General features: G+C 67.5%; 17 protein-coding genes and 5 pseudogenes. 14 read left to right on the forward strand and 8 right to left on the reverse strand.

Annotation, left to right across the window (positions count from 1 at the left end):
• Positions 1 to 36: 36 nt before the first annotated feature.
• The gene (locus tag OG900_06015; GenBank protein ID WUH89739.1) at positions 37 to 504 is read right to left on the reverse strand and encodes a MarR family winged helix-turn-helix transcriptional regulator; all 468 of its coding nucleotides are present in this window, start codon (positions 502 to 504) and stop codon (positions 37 to 39) included.
• A gap of 200 nt (positions 505 to 704) precedes the next feature.
• Here OG900_06015 and OG900_06020 point away from each other — a divergent pair, with 200 nt between their 5' ends.
• The gene (locus OG900_06020; GenBank protein WUH89740.1) at positions 705 to 1,451 is read left to right on the forward strand and encodes an SDR family oxidoreductase; all 747 of its coding nucleotides are present in this window, start codon (positions 705 to 707) and stop codon (positions 1,449 to 1,451) included.
• 385 nt (positions 1,452 to 1,836) lie between these two features.
• On the opposite strand, the gene OG900_06025 is transcribed toward OG900_06020, so the two are convergent.
• The gene (locus OG900_06025; protein WUH96083.1) at positions 1,837 to 2,103 is read right to left on the reverse strand and encodes a hypothetical protein; all 267 of its coding nucleotides are present in this window, start codon (positions 2,101 to 2,103) and stop codon (positions 1,837 to 1,839) included.
• Between the two features lie 55 nt (positions 2,104 to 2,158).
• On the opposite strand from OG900_06025, the gene OG900_06030 reads away from it, so the two are divergent.
• The 3 genes and pseudogenes from OG900_06030 to OG900_06040 all read left to right on the forward strand — a co-directional run bounded on the left by OG900_06030 (position 2,159) and on the right by OG900_06040 (position 4,099).
• A complete protein-coding gene (locus OG900_06030) occupies positions 2,159 to 3,013 on the forward strand; it encodes an LLM class flavin-dependent oxidoreductase (GenBank protein WUH89741.1) in 855 nt (284 codons plus the stop codon).
• 100 nt (positions 3,014 to 3,113) lie between these two features.
• A complete protein-coding gene (locus OG900_06035; GenBank protein WUH89742.1) occupies positions 3,114 to 3,731 on the forward strand; it encodes an NAD(P)-binding domain-containing protein in 618 nt (205 codons plus the stop codon).
• Between the two features lie 150 nt (positions 3,732 to 3,881).
• Positions 3,882 to 4,099: pseudogene (locus OG900_06040) on the forward strand (transposase).
• A gap of 151 nt (positions 4,100 to 4,250) precedes the next feature.
• On the opposite strand, the gene OG900_06045 reads toward OG900_06040, so the two are convergent.
• Entirely contained in the window at positions 4,251 to 4,655 is a 405-nt protein-coding gene (locus OG900_06045; protein ID WUH89743.1) for a helix-turn-helix transcriptional regulator, read from the reverse strand.
• 31 nt (positions 4,656 to 4,686) lie between these two features.
• Between OG900_06045 and OG900_06050 the strand changes: the two genes are divergently transcribed.
• Complete coding sequence (locus OG900_06050) at positions 4,687 to 5,403, forward strand: NmrA family NAD(P)-binding protein (GenBank protein WUH89744.1); 717 nt, start codon at positions 4,687 to 4,689, stop codon at positions 5,401 to 5,403.
• Positions 5,404 to 5,602: 199 nt separating this feature from the next.
• Here the strand turns inward: OG900_06050 and OG900_06055 are convergent, their stop codons facing one another.
• Positions 5,603 to 6,049 (reverse strand): MarR family winged helix-turn-helix transcriptional regulator, encoded by a 447-nt coding sequence (locus tag OG900_06055; protein WUH89745.1) that lies wholly within the window; start codon positions 6,047 to 6,049, stop codon positions 5,603 to 5,605.
• A gap of 137 nt (positions 6,050 to 6,186) precedes the next feature.
• Here OG900_06055 and OG900_06060 point away from each other — a divergent pair, with 137 nt between their 5' ends.
• A complete protein-coding gene (locus OG900_06060; protein ID WUH89746.1) occupies positions 6,187 to 7,161 on the forward strand; it encodes an amidohydrolase family protein in 975 nt (324 codons plus the stop codon).
• A gap of 164 nt (positions 7,162 to 7,325) precedes the next feature.
• Here the strand turns inward: OG900_06060 and OG900_06065 are convergent, their stop codons facing one another.
• The 3 genes and pseudogenes from OG900_06065 to OG900_06075 all read right to left on the reverse strand — a co-directional run bounded on the left by OG900_06065 (position 7,326) and on the right by OG900_06075 (position 8,575).
• The gene (locus OG900_06065) at positions 7,326 to 7,508 is read right to left on the reverse strand and encodes a hypothetical protein (protein ID WUH89747.1); all 183 of its coding nucleotides are present in this window, start codon (positions 7,506 to 7,508) and stop codon (positions 7,326 to 7,328) included.
• A gap of 46 nt (positions 7,509 to 7,554) precedes the next feature.
• Positions 7,555 to 7,866, reverse strand: a pseudogene (locus tag OG900_06070) (adenylate kinase).
• A 235-nt stretch (positions 7,867 to 8,101) separates the two neighbouring features.
• Positions 8,102 to 8,575: a winged helix DNA-binding protein gene (locus OG900_06075; protein ID WUH89748.1), complete on the reverse strand. Its 474-nt coding sequence runs from the start codon at positions 8,573 to 8,575 to the stop codon at positions 8,102 to 8,104.
• A gap of 84 nt (positions 8,576 to 8,659) precedes the next feature.
• Here OG900_06075 and OG900_06080 point away from each other — a divergent pair, with 84 nt between their 5' ends.
• Complete coding sequence (locus OG900_06080; GenBank protein ID WUH89749.1) at positions 8,660 to 9,553, forward strand: alpha/beta hydrolase; 894 nt, start codon at positions 8,660 to 8,662, stop codon at positions 9,551 to 9,553.
• 306 nt (positions 9,554 to 9,859) lie between these two features.
• Here OG900_06080 and OG900_06085 read toward each other — a convergent pair.
• Positions 9,860 to 10,336: pseudogene (locus OG900_06085) on the reverse strand (transposase).
• 514 nt (positions 10,337 to 10,850) lie between these two features.
• Here OG900_06085 and OG900_06090 point away from each other — a divergent pair.
• The 7 genes and pseudogenes from OG900_06090 (at position 10,851) to OG900_06120 (ending at position 15,735) form a co-directional block, all read left to right on the forward strand.
• Complete coding sequence (locus OG900_06090; protein WUH89750.1) at positions 10,851 to 11,879, forward strand: carbon-nitrogen hydrolase family protein; 1,029 nt, start codon at positions 10,851 to 10,853, stop codon at positions 11,877 to 11,879.
• Positions 11,880 to 12,085: 206 nt separating this feature from the next.
• Positions 12,086 to 12,530, forward strand: a pseudogene (locus tag OG900_06095) (helix-turn-helix domain-containing protein).
• 41 nt (positions 12,531 to 12,571) lie between these two features.
• On the forward strand, positions 12,572 to 12,808 hold the full coding sequence (locus tag OG900_06100; GenBank protein ID WUH89751.1) for a pyridoxamine 5'-phosphate oxidase family protein: 237 nt from the start codon (positions 12,572 to 12,574) through the stop codon (positions 12,806 to 12,808).
• A gap of 275 nt (positions 12,809 to 13,083) precedes the next feature.
• Entirely contained in the window at positions 13,084 to 13,935 is an 852-nt protein-coding gene (locus OG900_06105) for a slipin family protein (protein ID WUH89752.1), read from the forward strand.
• 255 nt (positions 13,936 to 14,190) lie between these two features.
• Positions 14,191 to 14,265, forward strand: a pseudogene (locus tag OG900_06110) (ornithine carbamoyltransferase, subunit I).
• Between the two features lies 1 nt (position 14,266).
• Positions 14,267 to 15,241, forward strand: coding sequence for a carbamate kinase (locus OG900_06115; protein WUH89753.1), 975 nt, complete (start codon positions 14,267 to 14,269; stop codon positions 15,239 to 15,241).
• Between the two features lie 11 nt (positions 15,242 to 15,252).
• Entirely contained in the window at positions 15,253 to 15,735 is a 483-nt protein-coding gene (locus tag OG900_06120) for a universal stress protein (protein ID WUH95633.1), read from the forward strand.
• Positions 15,736 to 15,777 lie beyond the last annotated feature (42 nt).

Raw genomic sequence — 15,777 nt, forward strand, 5'->3', positions numbered from 1 at the left:
GGGAGAGGGGCAGCGATCAGGGCGAATCGGATTCCCTCAGCTAGGACCTTCTGCGTTTTCCAGCTTGGCCCATATCCGGGAGATGGCAGCGATGTCATCGTCGTTGAGCGGATCGACGAAATATTTCTTGACCGAAGCTTCGAAGGTCCGTCTGACTGTCTCGGCGAAGTGCCGTCCGCTCTTGGTGAAGCTGATGAGCGACACCCGACCGTCGCCTTGGTCGGCTCCACGTTGTAGGTGCCCCGCATCGATCAGTTCCTGGACCAACCGTGATGCTCTGGTCGGGCTGACGCTGACGAGTTGGCCAGACAGACCTCGAACCGACTGAGGCTCGGCCTCCAGGAGCCAGCACAGGATCTCGACGGTGCTGAACGAGATCTTGTGCTGGTCCATCAGCACGGCGTCGATCCGCCCGGTGACCGTGGCGTGGGTGAACAGCAGCGCGAACCAGCCGTTGACCTGGTCCGGGGAGATGATTCGCGGTTGCGACACGGGTGCCCTCACGATCGGCAGTATATCCGAAAATTGGATGCTCGCCCGTTTACATGCGCGTGCACGCATCTGCTACGGTAGGCATGCAGACACGAACGGGAGACCAGCCCCGTTTGCGGAGCCCTTCGCACGAGCGGCGTCACCCCGCCGGCCCCACACACCTAGCAGGTCCCCGCACCGAACGGCCGTTCGGTCGTTCGGCCGACAGGAAGATGAAGGTCAACATGCCCAAACTTGATGGCAAGGTCGCCGTGATCACTGGAGCAACCTCTGGGATGGCGTTGGCAACGGCCAAGTTGTTCGTCGCCGAAGGCGCCTACGTGTTCATCACCGGACGAGACAGGCAAAGACTGGACGAGGCGGTCGCGGCCATCGGCCACAATGTGACGGGCGTACAGGCGGACTCGGGAAATCTGAGCGACCTGGCTCGCTTGGCCGAGACCGTGCGGGAGCACCACGGACGAGTCGACGTCCTCTTTGCGAGCGCGGGCCTCGGGTCGGTGTCCGACCCGTTGGGAAGCATCACCCCGGAGACGTTCGATGCGATTGTGGGCGTGAACTTCCGCGGCACCGTGTTCACCGTTCAGTACTTGCTGCCGTTGATGAGCGACGGTGCGTCGATCATCCTGAACGGCACGACCAGCGCGACCAAGGGCGTCCCCGGTGCCGGTGTCTACTCGGCGAGCAAGGCCGCCGTCCGTTCACTCGCGCGCACCTGGGCCGCGGAGCTGAAGGTCCGCGGTATCCGGGTGAATGTCGTCAGTCCCGGTTCGATCGACACCGCGCTCTTCAGCACCGTATCCCCCGAGTTTCGGAAACAGATCACCGCCGCCATCCCGCTGGGACGGCTGGGAACCAGCGAGGAGATCGGGGCTGCCGCGCTGTTCCTGGCCTCCTCGGACGCCGGCTTCATCACCGGCGCGAACCTCGTCGTCGACGGCGGGTTCAGCCAGATCTGACGGCGAGTGCCGACCTGAGGAGTGCCTCATGTCGGTGCTCCGGCCTGACCGCACGAGGAGCAGAGAAAAATGCGCAGCAACCAGGCATCCAGGGCCCCGGCGTCTCAGTCGCCGCGAAAGCCGACGCGGCACAACCTTCGGTTACGCACAATCCCTACTACGAGCGGCGGTGGACGGCTCGGGGCATCGTCGTGATCGCCCAGATCATGACCCTGCTGGACGCGACTGTCGTGAACGCGGCCTTGCCTTCGGCGCAGGCCGACCTGGGCTTCTCTGAACGCCAACCGGCAGTGGGTCATCACTGCTTACGTGCTGGGCTTCGCGATTGCCTCCGCCGTCGGTGGCGCCATCGGCCTGCTGCTCGGTGGGTTGCCGACCGACTACGTCAGCCGGCGCCGCACAACTCCCCCGAACCCGACAGGCCCAAGCTTTCCGTGCCGAGCACTGTCGTCGGCTCGGCGGCAATCTGCGAGTTGGTCTTCGGATCGGCCAAGGCCCGGACCGGCGGCTGGAGTTCGGCGGTCACCCTGACCCCGCTGGTGCCGCCGCTGTCCTCCGCGGTGCTTTGATCCGCGGTGGCACCAGCCTTCACCACGAGGCCGGCCAGCCCGAGCCTCTCGACGAAATCGTCAGCGCCCTGATCTGACGACAACCTGTGCGCGACGACGTCGCGGCTGACCGCGAACGAACGACTGAAGGAGACATCTGTGCCTGACTACGGTCATCCCCTGCGTTTCGCAACATTCATCGGTCCCACCAACTCCCCGCCGAACCGTCCGGTCGAGCTGGCGCAGCTAAGTGAGCGGCTCGGCTTCGACTTCGTCACCTTCCAGGACCATCCCTACCAGTCGAGCTTTCTCGATACCTGGACTCTGCTGAGCTGGGTGGCCGCGCGGACCGAGCGCATCGGAGTGTCCGGCAACGTGCTGAACCTGCCGCTGCGTCAGCCCCCCGCCGTACTCGCCCGCGCGGCGGCCAGCCTCGACCTTCTCTCCGGTGGACGGACCAGCCTCGGACTCGGAGCCGGCTTCTACTGGGATGCCGTGCAGGCGATCGGCGGACGGCGGCTGACCCCGCTACAGGGTGTTGCGGCACTTGACGAGGCAATCGACATCATCCGCGGGGTCTGGGATGCCGACGGGCCCGGCGGCGTGGATGTTGACGGCGAGTTCTACTCGGTCCACGGCGCCGAGCGTGGACCCGCGCCCGCCCACGAGATCCCGATCTGGCTCGGCGCCCACAAGCCGAAGATGCAGGGCTTGGTGGGACGCAAGGCCGATGGTTGGCTGCCGTCGCTGCCGATGATGGCGCCGGGCGGCGTGTCCAAGGGAAACGCGATCATCGACGATGCCGCCCGGACCGCCGGCCGCGATCCCCGCGAGATCACCCGTCTACTCAACATCTTCCCGGGCCAGCAGACTCCGGAGGCACTGACCCGGCTGGCCGTCGAGGATGGCGTCAGCATCTTCATTCTGGCCAGCGACGACCAGGACGTCATCGAGCGCTTCGCCGCTGAAACCATCCCCGCGGTACGCGAGCACGTCGCCCGCGAGCGCAACTAGTCCGCGAGCCAATGCTGCGTGGCCGAAGCGCTTGATGCAGCCGATCAGACCGGCAACGCACTCCTTACCGGCAGCTCCATAGACAGCAAAGGAACACGTCATGACCACCATCAGCATCGTCGGTTCGGGCAACATGGCCACCGCCATCGGCACCCGGGCAGCCAAGCACGGCCACGCGATCGAGCTCATGAGCCGCAACACCGCCAAAGCTCAGGCGCTGGCCGACCAGATCGGCCACGGAGCCACCGTCGGCGCGCTCGGCGCAACGCCGGCAGGTGACATCGTCATCGTGGCCGTCCCGTACACCGGCGCAGTCGACGTGGTCACTGGCTACGGCGACGCGCTTGCCGGCAAGATCCTCGTCGACATCTCCAATCCCTTCAACGCCGACGCCAGCGGACTCGCGACCACCCCGGACAGCTCGGCGGCCCAGGAGATCGCTGCTGCCGCCCCCAAGGGCACACCCGTCGTCAAGGCGCTGAACTCGGTCTTCGGCCACGTCCTCGCTCACGACACGCCCCTGGACGTCTTTGTTGCCGGCGACGACGTCGCAGCGAAGGCCCAAGTCGCGGCGTTTCTGGAGAGCATCGGCTTGCGGCCCCTCGACACGGGAGGGCTCAAGATGGCTTCGGTCCTCGAATGGACCGGCATCCTGCTGATGGGGCTGGCCCGCAACGGCGCCGGCTTCGACATCGCCCTCGGCGCCGAAGTCCGCTGAACAGACCCCCTCGATGGCTTCGCCACCCACGCCAGGACCAGCCGGTCCCGAGCGGGGATCTGGAAAACCTGACAGACCTTGTCCCCCCTTGTTGTTCATGATCCGGGGGGTGGTGTCACCGGGCCCGGCGACATCGACGTCTTCCTCGGCCTGGACGTCGGCAAGGGCGAACACCACGCCACCGCCGTCACCCGGCCGTCTACCGCGGAGGCCAAAACCGACGCAAAGGACGCGTTCATCATCGCCACGCCGCCCGCGCGATGCCCCACACCCTGCGAGCCATCGACGGCGAGGACGGGACGATCGCCGAGCTGGAGGTGGTCGTCGGGTTCGACGATGACCTGGCCGGCGAAGCCACCCGGATTTCACGGTCATGGACTCCCGTCCCCCGGCGCGAGAGCGGCGTGGCGCGCGCCTGCGGAACTCGTGCTCAGCGGGGCCGGACGGCAAATGCTGACGGAACTGAGCGGAGTGGGCTCGGAGGTGCCGAGCCGGGCGCTGCCCTCTGCGAGTCAGGGCTCAGCCGGTCTGCTGGGCGCGGGTGCTGTATGCCTCGCGGGCTGCGAGGACCTCGGCCATGTGCTGCAGGGACCATTCCGTGAGCCCCCTGAGGGGACCGCGCAGCGTGTGTCCGAGCGGGGTCAGCTTGTACTCGACGCGCACTGGCACTTCCGGGTGGACCGTTCTCAGGACCAGGCCGTCGCGTTCGAGGGCGCGAAGCGTCTGGGTGAGCATCTTCTCGCTGACCCCCGACAGGCGCTTGCGCAGCTCGGTGAACCGGGATGTCCCGTGTTCGCCGAGTTCACCGAGGACGAGGATCGACCATTTGTCGCCGATCCGGTCGAGCAGGTCCCGTGACGGGCAGCCTTGCTCGTACGGGTCCCACGACGATGTCGCGTCGGTCACAGCCTCACCAGTCGTCACCGCTGCCACCTCATTTCTTGACCGTGGTGTCGTGACGCGCCGGGCGGACTTCGCCGACCCCGACAGCCTTTCGGCGGCCTTCGCGGGGGCCGGGAAGCTACTGTTGATCTCGGCCTCGGTCCCCGTGGACGAGCGCCTGGCCCATCACCGCCGCGCCATCGACGCAGCACTGACGGCCGGGGTCTCCCTGATCGCGTACACGAGCATGACGCGGGCCGACACAGCCCGCACGATCCTCGCCGGCACCCACCGCGCCACTGAGGAGTACCTGCGCGAGTGCGACGCTCCAGCCGTGGTGCTGCGCAACAGCTGGTACCTGGAGAACTACACCGACCAGCTGCCCCTGGCTCTCCGGCACGGCACCTTCCTCGGAGCGGCCGGCGAGGGCACGGTCAGCGCCGCGACCCGCGCCGACTACGCCGAGGCCGCCGCGACCGTCCTGACCGCCGAAGGCCATACCGGCGCCGTCTACGAGCTGGGGGGCGACCAGGCGTTCACCCTGGCCGAACTCGCCGCCACCGCCTCGGCCGCGACTGGCACGCCCATCGCCTACACAGATCTTCCCGCGGACGCATTCGCCCAGACGCTGACCGGCGCCGGCGTGCCCGCCGAACTGGCCCGGATCCTCGCCGACTCCGACCTCGGCCTGGGCCGCGGCGAACTGTTCACCGACACCGGCCCCCTGCGCCGCCTGATCGGACGGCCCACCACCGCCCTCGCCGACGTGATCACAGCCGCCCTGCGCTGACTCCTCCTGTCCGGGCGGCTGCGAGCGGGCGATCGGCCGGAGCCGTCCGGCACGGGCGTGTCAGTGACCTCGAACGACTTGCACGAATTCACTGACATGCTCCACGTGGCACCTTGAGCGCCTGCTGCGGGTGGGTGGCGAGGCAGGCCGGGTCCCGAAGCGGCGTCCTGGCAGGTGGGACGCGGCGCAGCCGCCGGATCTATCGGGCCCCGGGGCGGGGCCGGGCGGTCAGCCTGGTCTCGATGTTCCGCAGCGTCGAGATCACGGCATCGATCTCGTCGGAATCAGTCACCGCTTCCTCGAGGAGGTGGCTCCAGACCTCGCGCAGTCGTTGCAGGTTCTCCTGCGCCTTCTCGGTGGGATACAGGAGCACCCGCCGCGCATCGTGTTGATCCGCTTCGCGCCGCACCAGGCCCCCTTTCTCCAGGCGCCGTACCGCCCGCGCGAAGTTGCTGGAGATCATCCGAGTGGCTTCGGCGGCCGCGCCGGCCGTTGTGCCGGGATTGCGGTCGATATAGCGCATCACCGCTCCCTCCAGGGGCGTCCCCGACTCGACTTCGCCCTCCTTCGACGCTCCGATGTGCCGGCTCACCGCCAGGATGAGATCGGCGAGTTCGAACAGCCTCGGAGTCTCCTCGTCGTTCATCTGCCAGAACCCCGCTCTCATCCCTGATTGCTATCGCTTGACAGGTAATTTAGTCTCGTCAATTATTGCTGTCAATTGACAGGTACCGGTGGGGCCAGGCCGGTCGTGCTGCCCGCCCGAGCGAAGGACGAAAGACCATGACTCTCGTCGCCATTGAAGAACACTGGGCCGCCCCGGATCTCACGTCCGCGCTCAAGGTCCTGCCGCGGCCGGACCAGAGCCTCGCCTTCAACGACATGGGCGACCACCGTCAGCGCCTGGAGGACCTCGGAGAGGACCGGATCGCCGCGATGGACGCCCAGGGCATCGACCTCTCGATCCTCGCCCTGACCCCGCCCGGCACCCACCCGCTCTCCGCAGGCCCGGCCCGGGACCTGAGCCGCGCCGCGAACGACACGGCCGCTGCGGCCGTCGACGAGCACCCGACGCGGTTCCGGGCGCTCTCGACCCTGCCCATGTCCTCCCCGGAGCACGTCGTCGACGAGCTCGTGCGAGCCAAGGGCCTGGGCCATGTCGGTGCGATGGTCTACGGTCGCTCCGGCGACCGCTTCCTCGACGACCCCGCCTACGACGGATTCTTCGCCGCCGCGGCGGAACTCGGCCAGCCGGTCTTCATCCACCCGCAGATCCCCTCGGACGCCGTGCGCGACGCCTCCTACCGAGGCCTCGGCGAACTGCCCGACCTCGCTCTGGCCACCTTCGGATGGGGATGGCACCTCGACACCGCGACCGCGGCGCTCCGGCTCATCCTGCGCGGCACCTTCGACCGGCACCCCACCCTTCAGATCGTGCTCGGCCACTGGGGCGAAATGCTGCTGTTCTGGCTCGACCGGGCCGACAGCCTCTCCCGCGTCGCCGGTCTGCAACGCTCCGTCGCGGACTGCATCCGAATGAACTTCCACATCACCACCTCCGGCATGCTCAACCCCGCGCTGCTCCGACACACCCTGTCGGTGACCACCATCGACCGGCTGATCTTCTCCACCGACTACCCCTTCCAGCACCCCACCCAGGACGAGATCACCTCCTTCCTCGGACACTTCGCGTCCGACGAGGACCGGCAGAAGTTCTCCTCCGACAATGCGACAGCGCTCTTCGGTCTCAAGCGCTGAAGATGACCGGCCCCGGACGACAGCGCCGGTGTCCACGTCGCCCTGCGGGCCGAGGGGTCTCCGCCGGGGTATCGAGACCGCGCGTGCCCCGAACGCCCCTGGTGGGACCGCCCTGGTGGGACCCGTCCTGGGACGGAAGACCGTTCCTGCCGGGCGCGGTGTCGTCAACCGAAGGCGCCAGGTGCGGCGTCGCGGTCGGTGACCTCCTCGGTGATCAGGAACCGCAGAACCTCGGCAGGGACGCTGCGTTGCACGCGGGCTGTGGCCGATATCTGACGGGCGAGCTGGGCTGGTCCCGCGTGCGCCTGGACGGCTCCCGCGTCCGCGCCCGCCCCGGTCGACTGCATCCGCCGCCCGTCGAAAGGGGCGTCCGTGCCACCGGCCGGCGCTCTCGGTGCGCCGGATGGACCGGCGCAATACGCGGGGCATGATGACGCGTTTGGGATAGTCCAGCCAAATCACGGTGTCGGCCCGGTCCCACAGCAGGTCACGGAATTCCGGATAGCCGATAGAGTCAATGATCCAGCGAGGCTCGGTGGTGAGCCTTGATACGTCTTCGGTCAATTTGTTGTTGATGGCCCAGTTGGGGCCGTTGAAGTACAGCGCGTCCATCTCGTGGTAGGGCAGGCCCAGACGACTGCTCAAGGTTTGGGCGAGCGTGGATTTGCCCGCACCGGTAACACCTACCACCAAGATCCTTTCCATGGGTGCACCCTAACCCGGCGCCCTGACTGGACCGGTTCGCCCCGGTGCTGCCGATCATGCCGGGCATGCCTGAACGCCGCACCCACGACTGCATACGCCAGTGCCTGTTTCTGTCCTCTGAAATATCAGCCGCCGATCTTGCGCGGGAGCGAACGAGTATTCCTTGCAGATTTTTCGTTCGTCCGTTCACTTCGAGCGGTGGAGCGGCGTGATACGGGAGGTACGGGAGGGCCTACTACACGTCCGGGTCGCGCGCGATCCAGCCCGGTGAATCGAGCCGGATCGCACTGTCCCCCACGAGCGATCGGAGTGTCACCTCGAGTGCTGAGAGTGACGCCGCACCCACCTGTTTCTCCCACTGCTCACGCAGCTCGTCGAAGATCGCTTCGCCCTGTTGCAACATTGCGAGTCCGTGCTCGGTGACGCGAAGTCGCGTCCGTCGACGATCGGTCGAGTCAGGTTGGCGCGCTACGTAATTGCGTTCCTCCAGTGCGGCGATCGTCTTTGCGGCCGCTTGTCTCGTCACCGACATTCTGCGAGCGAGTTCGGAGGCGCTGTCGGCGCCGGACAATATCGAGTGGAGGGCAAAGTCGTGCACCGGCCGTACGTCCTCGTACCCGCGCTCGGCGAGCTCGGCCGTGGCTCGATCCGCCAGAGTGCGGAAGCTGGCGAGCAGGAGCAGGGCGAGATCGGCGCCTGATCTGGACATGCAGCCAGCATACGGCCACCTTTGACAAAGGCAACCTGGTTGCCTACCTTGGTTGGCAACCAGGTTGCCCATTTGGGAGTTCACGTGACCACAACCACACCCTCCGGCGCGACCCTTCCCGGCGTCACGCATCACCTCGCCGACGTCAACGGAACGCGACTGCACTATGTCTCCGCCGGCACCAACGGCTCTCCGATCCTCCTGGTGCACGGCTGGCCGGAGACCTGGTGGGCGTTCCGCAAGCTGATTCCGCTGCTTGCGCAGAACCACCGGGTCTTCGCCCTCGACCTCCGCGGGTTCGGCGACTCCAGCAACGCCGACACCGAGTACGGCGAGGCGGTCGCAGCCGAGGACCTGCATCATCTCGTCGAGCACATCGGCGCGGGTCCCGTTCACATCCTTTGCCAGGACATCAGCGGCGGCACAGGCTTCCGCTTCGCGGCAACGCGCCCCGAGGACGTCATCAGCTTCACCGGAATCGAGACGGCCCTGGCCGGTTTCGGACTCGAGGCTCTTGCCGACGTGAACAACCACGGTTCTTGGCACGTCGGATTCCTCGGCACTCCAGGCATACCCGGAATGCTCCTTCCGGGCCACGAGCGCGAACTCCTGACCGACTGGGCCTTCCCGATGATGAACGGGACGAAGGGTTCCATTGGCGAAAGCGACGTCGACGAGTTCGTTCGAAGCTACGCGCGCCCGAACGCCTGGCGAGGTACGGAAGGTCTTTACCGAGGCCTTTTCTCCGACGAAGGCGCAACCAAGGCTCTGGCCGAGTCACACCCGATCGCCGTCCCGGTACTCACCGTTGAGGGTGCCGCCCATGGAAGGATCACCGAGATGACCTTCCGTCAGGTGACCGCCGGCGAGGTCACCGCGGTGCATCTTGAGGGGGTCGGCCACCTCATCGCGCAGGAAGCTCCTGAAGCACTCGCGGCCACGATCCTGGAGTTCACTGGAAGAATCGACAATAAGTAGGCCTGAGCACCATCGGGTTTGGTCACGGCGCCTGCGAGGCGCGAGAGCTGCTGACTGAACGCCTCTGAACCTCGGAGCCGGGTGGGACCACATCAGCAACCGCTCGCGCCCTACCGGTCCGGGCTCCGCGGCTGTCGGGATGGGGTTCTGGCAGGGCAGCCGCGCTTCGGCGGCTGCCCTGCCGCCGCCGGCAGCGGGGACGCGGCCCCGAGACGGCGGGTTCCTGGCACCGGTGTCCTCACGCGGCGCTTGGTTCGCCCTGGGCGCCGGCGTGCTGGGGGCGGGCTTGGCGCGGGCGCGGGCCGGGGTGCGGGTGAGGCGGCGGGTCATGAGGGTGACGGCGGCCCAGGTGATGAGAGTTTCGGAATGCTGGACGAGGCGTTCGTAGTCGCGTGCGTGTCGGCGAGCGTGCATGATCCAGGCGTGCGTGCGCTCGACGACCCATCTGCGGGGCAGGACGTTGAATCCGGTGGTGTCCTTGGGGCGGCTGACGGTCTTGATGGTGAGGTTGAGGTACTTCTTCGCCCAGGTCACGAGTTTTCCGGCGTAGGCGGAGTCGGCCCAGACGATGGTGATCTCGGGGTGCATCAGCCGGAGCCGGAAGAGGACTTCCTTGGCCGCGTCGCGGTCGGCCATGTCGGCGGGGGTGACGATGACCAGCAGCGGAAGGCCGTGGGTGTCGACCACCAGGTGGCGTTTGGGACCGTTTGTTTTCTTGGCAGCGTCGTAGCCGCGGGAGGCTTTGCCGACGGTCTCGGCTGCCTTCACCGACTGGGAGTCGACACGGCCGTGGCCTTCCCCCCCATCTCCTACACCGGGACCGATAAGTAGCCATTGCGGCGAGATCGCGCAACCCGTAATCCCGGATCGCCTAGACCTTCGCGCCGTCGCCGGCACGGACCGCGCCGAGTACCGCTCGGTGAAGGCTGGGTAGCCCCGTGGGCAGGCGCAGGTCGTGGGTCACGACCTGTCATGACCGCGGGGTTGGTGACCCTCCGTGGCTCTGGCACCAAGAGTGATCCAGAACCCGAGATCGGACAGCAGTTGTCAGTCACTTCTGATCCGACAGCACTACGGCGAAGACTGGAATCGAACGCGCGGCCGCGAGTCTGCTTGCGCATCTCGGCAGGACGGCGGCAGGATAGCGGGGGCGTGGCCTACGCCCAACCTCCCGCGACCGCCCCCGGCGCGGTCTGACATGGGGGGCAAAGGGACCGGAGTCTCAGGTCGCTGTTGCAGCCCGATCGCCTCGGGCGAGGTTGCCGGGGAGCTGTCGCTCAAGGCGTGGAAGGCCGCCATGACCGCCCATCACAATCTCAAGCGCCAGGTACGCGCTCGCGCCGCCCGGACCGGAGAGTCCTACACCGCCGCCCTGCGCCACTTCCTTCCGCCCGCGTCTGCCGATGCCCCGCCGGCGGTAGTGGCAGCCGGGGCCACCGGGGCGGTACGGCTGGCTGTCGCGCAGACCCCGGCACACGAGGACCCTCGCGACATCGACGCCCTGCGCGAAAGCGGGCGCCAGGTTCGTGCCCTGATGCGTCAAGCCCGCGGCCAGGGAGCGAGGATCGTTCAGTTCCCGGAAGGCGCGATCTGCTTCCCGAACAAGCGCATCATGTCCGCCACCGGCCCAGAGGCAGTCGGCCCCGCAGACTGGGACCGCTACCCGTGGCCGGTCGCGCAGCAGGAACTCGCCGAGATCGCCGACCTGGCCGCGGAGCTGCGACTGTGGTGCGTGATCGCCGCACCGCACCGCCTGACCGGGGCCAACCGACCGCACAACAGCCTGTACGTCATCTCCGACCACGGCGCAGTGGTCACCCGCTACGACGAGCGCCGGCTGTCACGCACCAAGGCGCTGTACATGTACTCGCCCGGCAGCACACCGGTGACCTTCGACCTCGACGGCGCCCGGTTCGGCCTCCTGCTCGGCATGGAGATCCACTACGCGGAGCTGTTCGCCGAGTACGAGGCCCTGGACGTCGACTGCGTCCTGTTCTCCACCACAGGGGTTCAGCCCGGCAATGTCGAAGCCCAGACACAGGGACACGCCGCGAGCAACAGCTACTGGGTGAGCCTGGCCGTACCCAGCCAGCACAGCACGGCGACACCCTCAGCAGTCGCTGCCCCCAACGGCCAATGGCAGGCCAGATGCCCCGCCGATGGTTCACCCGCGGTGGTCTCCCTCGACCTGGACGGCCACACCGAAACCGCAGCGGAAGCGGTCAACCACGCACGGGCCTGGCGCCGCCAGTCGCGCATAGCCGGACCCGACGACCACTCTGCGGCGGACCCGCGCAGCGAGAACCGCGCTACCGGCTTCAACTGACTGACGCCATAGCCTCGATCTTGCATGAGCCCTCATTGGAGGATCTGTCCAGCGACGACTCTGTTCCGTAGTCGGTGGTGACGGCAGGCGACGGGCATCGTTGACGTTACATGCGAGATGTCAACTCCTGTGGGGTGCCAAAACTGGCGCATGGTCCCTGATCAGGCTCTTTGCAGCTCCAGGTGATCACGGCATGCTCGGATCGCATGGCGTTGCATGTGCTCTACCTGATCTTCGTCCGGCTGCTCGGGCTGCTTCTGCTGCCGTCACGGTCGCAGGACGCCAAGGACGTTGAGCTCCTCGTGCTGCGCCATGAGGTCGCGGTGCTTCGTCGACAACTCGGCAGCCGGCCGCGCTTGATGTGGCCGGACCGCGCCATCCTCGCCGCCCTTGCCCGGCACCTGGCGAGCAGGCTGCGTCGCCACCGGCCTCGTCACCCCGGGCACACTACTGTCCTGGCACCGCCGTCTGCTGCGCTGGAAGTGGAAGCAGAAGCCCTCCCGGACTGGACGCCCACCGATCTCCGAGGAACTCACCGCCCTGATCCTGCGCCTCGCCGAAGAGAACCCGACCTGGGGCTACACCCGCATCCAGGGCGAACTGCGCCGCCTCGGCCACCGCGTCGAAGCGTCCACCATCCGACGTAGTCTTCACCACCGACGGCATATCGCGAGTTGGGCGCCCAGGAGTGTATGAGGCTGCTAGCGACGATCACGATCGGGCGCATCGTCTTCACGCACCACGCCCTGCCTGCGATCCTCCCGGTCAGGTATGTCCTGGATCAGGGCTCCGCCATTGCCGTCCGCACCTCCAAAACCTCCCGAATGGCCGTCGAAGTAGACCGCGCGGTCGTCGCTTTCGAGGCGGACTGCTTCAACGAGGAGGCACGCAGCGGATGGAGTGTGGTCGTCACCGGCCGGGCCGAGTAGGTGCCGGACCCCGTCGAACTCAGGAGGCTGCGCGCATTGGACGTGCACACCTGGGCGACTCCGCTGGAGGAGACATACATCCGGAGCGTGTGCGAGCTCATCGCCGGACGATCACTTGAGCGTCCACCGGATGCTGGGCCACTGCCCACGTGACGCGTTCGTGGACCGTTCGGCCCCTGCCGGGCGCACGGACACCGAGCAATCCTGATGTGAAGGCAGCACGATCCCGGAACACGCACACGAACTGTGCATCCCCCTTTCTGAGGAGCAGCACCATGGCACTTCTGGTTGTCCTTCTGGTAATCGTGGCCGTCCTGGTCATCGTGGCCGTCGCCATGGCGGTCAAGGTGGTCAAGCAATACGAGCAGGGGGTGCTGTTCAGGTTCGGGCGTCTGGTCGGGACACGTTCACCAGGGCTGCGGTTCATCGTCCCGTTCGTCGACGTCCTGCACCGGGTGTCACTGCGGACCGTCACCATGCCCATCCAGTCCCAGGGCATCATCACCCGGGACAACGTGAGCGTCGACGTCTCGGCCGTGGCTTACTTCCGGGTAGCCGACGCCAGGAAATCCGTCATCGCGATCGAGGACGTGCACACGGCGATCAACCAGATCGCGCAGACGACTCTGCGCAAGGTCGTCGGCCAGAACACCCTCGACCAGACGCTCTCGGAAACGGACCGGATCAATCTGGACATCCGCGAGATTCTCGACGTGACGACCACCGAATGGGGCGTGGAGGTCACCCTGGTCGAGCTCAAGGACATCCAGCTGCCGGACAGCATGAAGCGGGCGATGGCCCGCCAGGCGGAAGCGGAGCGGGAGAAGCGAGCGAAGATCATCAACGCCGAAGGCGAATCGCTGGCCGCGGCCGCGCTCGGCGACGCCTCCGACATCATGATGGAGCACCCGCTGGCGCTCCAGCTCCGCAACCTGCAGAGCCTGGTCGAGATAGGCGTCGACAAGAACACGACGGTCGTCTTCCCCGCACCCCTGATGAGCACCATCGGCGAGCTCGGATCCTTCCTCGCCCGTGAAACGGCCGCCGCCGCAGGCCCCGTGCCGCCGAGCGTCCGCGCGAAGACCGACACCTCCGCTGCGCTGAACGGTGCCGACGCGCTGGTGTGAGGCAGCCGCCGGCTCTCGGCGCCCTTGCCGAGACAGGAATGGTGTGTCTGCCGCCAGGTCCTCCGTTCCGCAGGAGAACAGAAGCGAGGAAGAGCTCAATTGAGTACGCAGGTGAACAGCGAGGCGTCCGAAGAAACCCCGATTCCAGAGACCGCGAAGACGGCAGACGGCGGCGCGGCAGCGCCGGTTCGTACTGCCGACGGCCACCGCGCAGGTCATCGGCAGTGGAAGACACGCATCCCGCTGCGCCTGCCGTCGGTCGTCTTCGACCAGGCAGAGAACCGCCTGCACACCGTCAAGGCCGTCCTCGTCGCAGCCCTGGGCGACTGACGTGCGCATCGTCGTCGCCCTCGGCGGCAACGCCCTGCTGCGGCGCGGCGAGAATCCCGACGCCGCGATCCAGCTCGGCCACATCCGTACCGCCGCCGAGGCCCTCGCCCCGCTCGCCGCACACCACGAGCTGATTGTCTGTCACGGCAACGGACAGCACGGCGGCATGCTCGCTCTGGAGAGCGAGAACGATGCGTCCCTGACACACCCTTACCCTCTGGACGTACTGGTCGCCCGGACCCAGGGGATCATCGGTTACTGGCTGGTCCAGGAACTGCGCAACGCCGGGGTGACCAAGCCGGTCCTCGGCATCCTCACCCAGACGGTCGTGGACGCCTCGGACCCGGCCTTCGCCAGGCCGACGAAGTTCGTCGGACCGGTCCATGACCAGCCGAATGCCCGCCGGCTCGCCGACCTCCATGGCTGGAACATCGGCCTCGACGGGGAGCACTGGCGGCGCGTCGTCCCCTCACCCCGTCCGGAGCGCATCCTCGAACAGGCCACCCTCACCCATCTGCTCAGGCAGCAGGCTGTGATCGTCTGCGGCGGGGGCGTGCCGGTCACCGAGGACGGCTACGGCCGGATCCGCGGCGTCGAAGCCGTCGTGGACAAGGACTTCACCGCAGCGCTCCTCGCCATCACCGTGCGCGCCGACCGGCTGCTCGTCCTCACGGACGTGCCGGGTGTCATGCGCCATTTCGGCACGCCGCAGGCGACGCTCCGCAAGCGCATCGACGTGGACGACCTGGCCGCGATCCCCACTTTCCCGGCCGGCTCCATGGGCCCCAAGATCAACGCCTGCGCCCGATTCGTCACCACGACCGGCCGCAGAGCGGCCATCGGCTCCCTGTCCCAGGCCGCCGCGGTCCTGGACGGCAGCGCCGGGACCACGATCACCGCGCATCCGGTCCCGGTGCGCCGGCCGAGCGTTCTCCGCCCGCACGGTCCCCGAAAGCCCATCACCACCGATCATTAGGAGTTCCCATGATGAATCAGCCCGCACCGCAGATTCCGCGCGTCGTCGTAGGAGTGGACGGTTCGCCCGGTTCCGAGACCGCGTTGCGCTGGGCGCTGGCACACGCGCCGGCGCAGGGCGCGTCGGTCCAGGCGGTCACCGCGTGGCAGTACCCCGACATGTACGGCTACTCCTGGGGCTACCTGCCGTCCGTACCGGACGGCGGGAACTTCTCCGCGGCCGCCGAGAAGGCCCTGGTGGAAACGGTGGCCCGCGTCACCGCGGAGACCGGCAGCAACGCCGAGGTGACGACCCGGGTGATCGAGGGCCATCCGGCCCAGGTGCTCAGGGATGCCGCACGCGGCGCCCACCTGCTGGTGGTGGGAACCCGGGGACACGGCAGCTTCGCCGGCGTCCTGCTCGGGTCCGTCAGCCAGCACTGCGTCCAGCACGCACCCTGCCCCGTCGTCGTCGTACCGCAGGACGCCGCGAGTGCGGCGTCGGCCGCGCAGTGACCGCCGCTTTCCCCGCTCCGCCGAAGAGTCCAGGAGGACACC

Source organism: Streptomyces sp. NBC_00433 (assembly GCA_036015235.1).
Taxonomy (GTDB): Bacteria; Actinomycetota; Actinomycetes; order Streptomycetales; family Streptomycetaceae; genus Actinacidiphila.

Excerpts from the sequence above, each read along its gene's own strand:
- OG900_06020 (WUH89740.1), top strand. The coding sequence starts at position 705 with ATGAAGGTCAACATGCCCAAACTTGATGGCAAGGTCGCCGTGATCACT.
- OG900_06035 (WUH89742.1), top strand. The coding sequence starts at position 3,114 with ATGACCACCATCAGCATCGTCGGTTCGGGCAACATGGCCACCGCCATC.
- OG900_06055 (WUH89745.1), bottom strand. The coding sequence starts at position 6,049 with ATGAACGACGAGGAGACTCCGAGGCTGTTCGAACTCGCCGATCTCATC.
- OG900_06060 (WUH89746.1), top strand. The coding sequence starts at position 6,187 with ATGACTCTCGTCGCCATTGAAGAACACTGGGCCGCCCCGGATCTCACG.
- OG900_06065 (WUH89747.1), bottom strand. The coding sequence starts at position 7,508 with ATGCAGTCGACCGGGGCGGGCGCGGACGCGGGAGCCGTCCAGGCGCAC.
- OG900_06075 (WUH89748.1), bottom strand. The coding sequence starts at position 8,575 with ATGTCCAGATCAGGCGCCGATCTCGCCCTGCTCCTGCTCGCCAGCTTC.
- OG900_06090 (WUH89750.1), top strand. The coding sequence starts at position 10,851 with ATGACCGCCCATCACAATCTCAAGCGCCAGGTACGCGCTCGCGCCGCC.
- OG900_06100 (WUH89751.1), top strand. The coding sequence starts at position 12,572 with ATGAGGCTGCTAGCGACGATCACGATCGGGCGCATCGTCTTCACGCAC.
- OG900_06105 (WUH89752.1), top strand. The coding sequence starts at position 13,084 with ATGGCACTTCTGGTTGTCCTTCTGGTAATCGTGGCCGTCCTGGTCATC.
- OG900_06120 (WUH95633.1), top strand. The coding sequence starts at position 15,253 with ATGAATCAGCCCGCACCGCAGATTCCGCGCGTCGTCGTAGGAGTGGAC.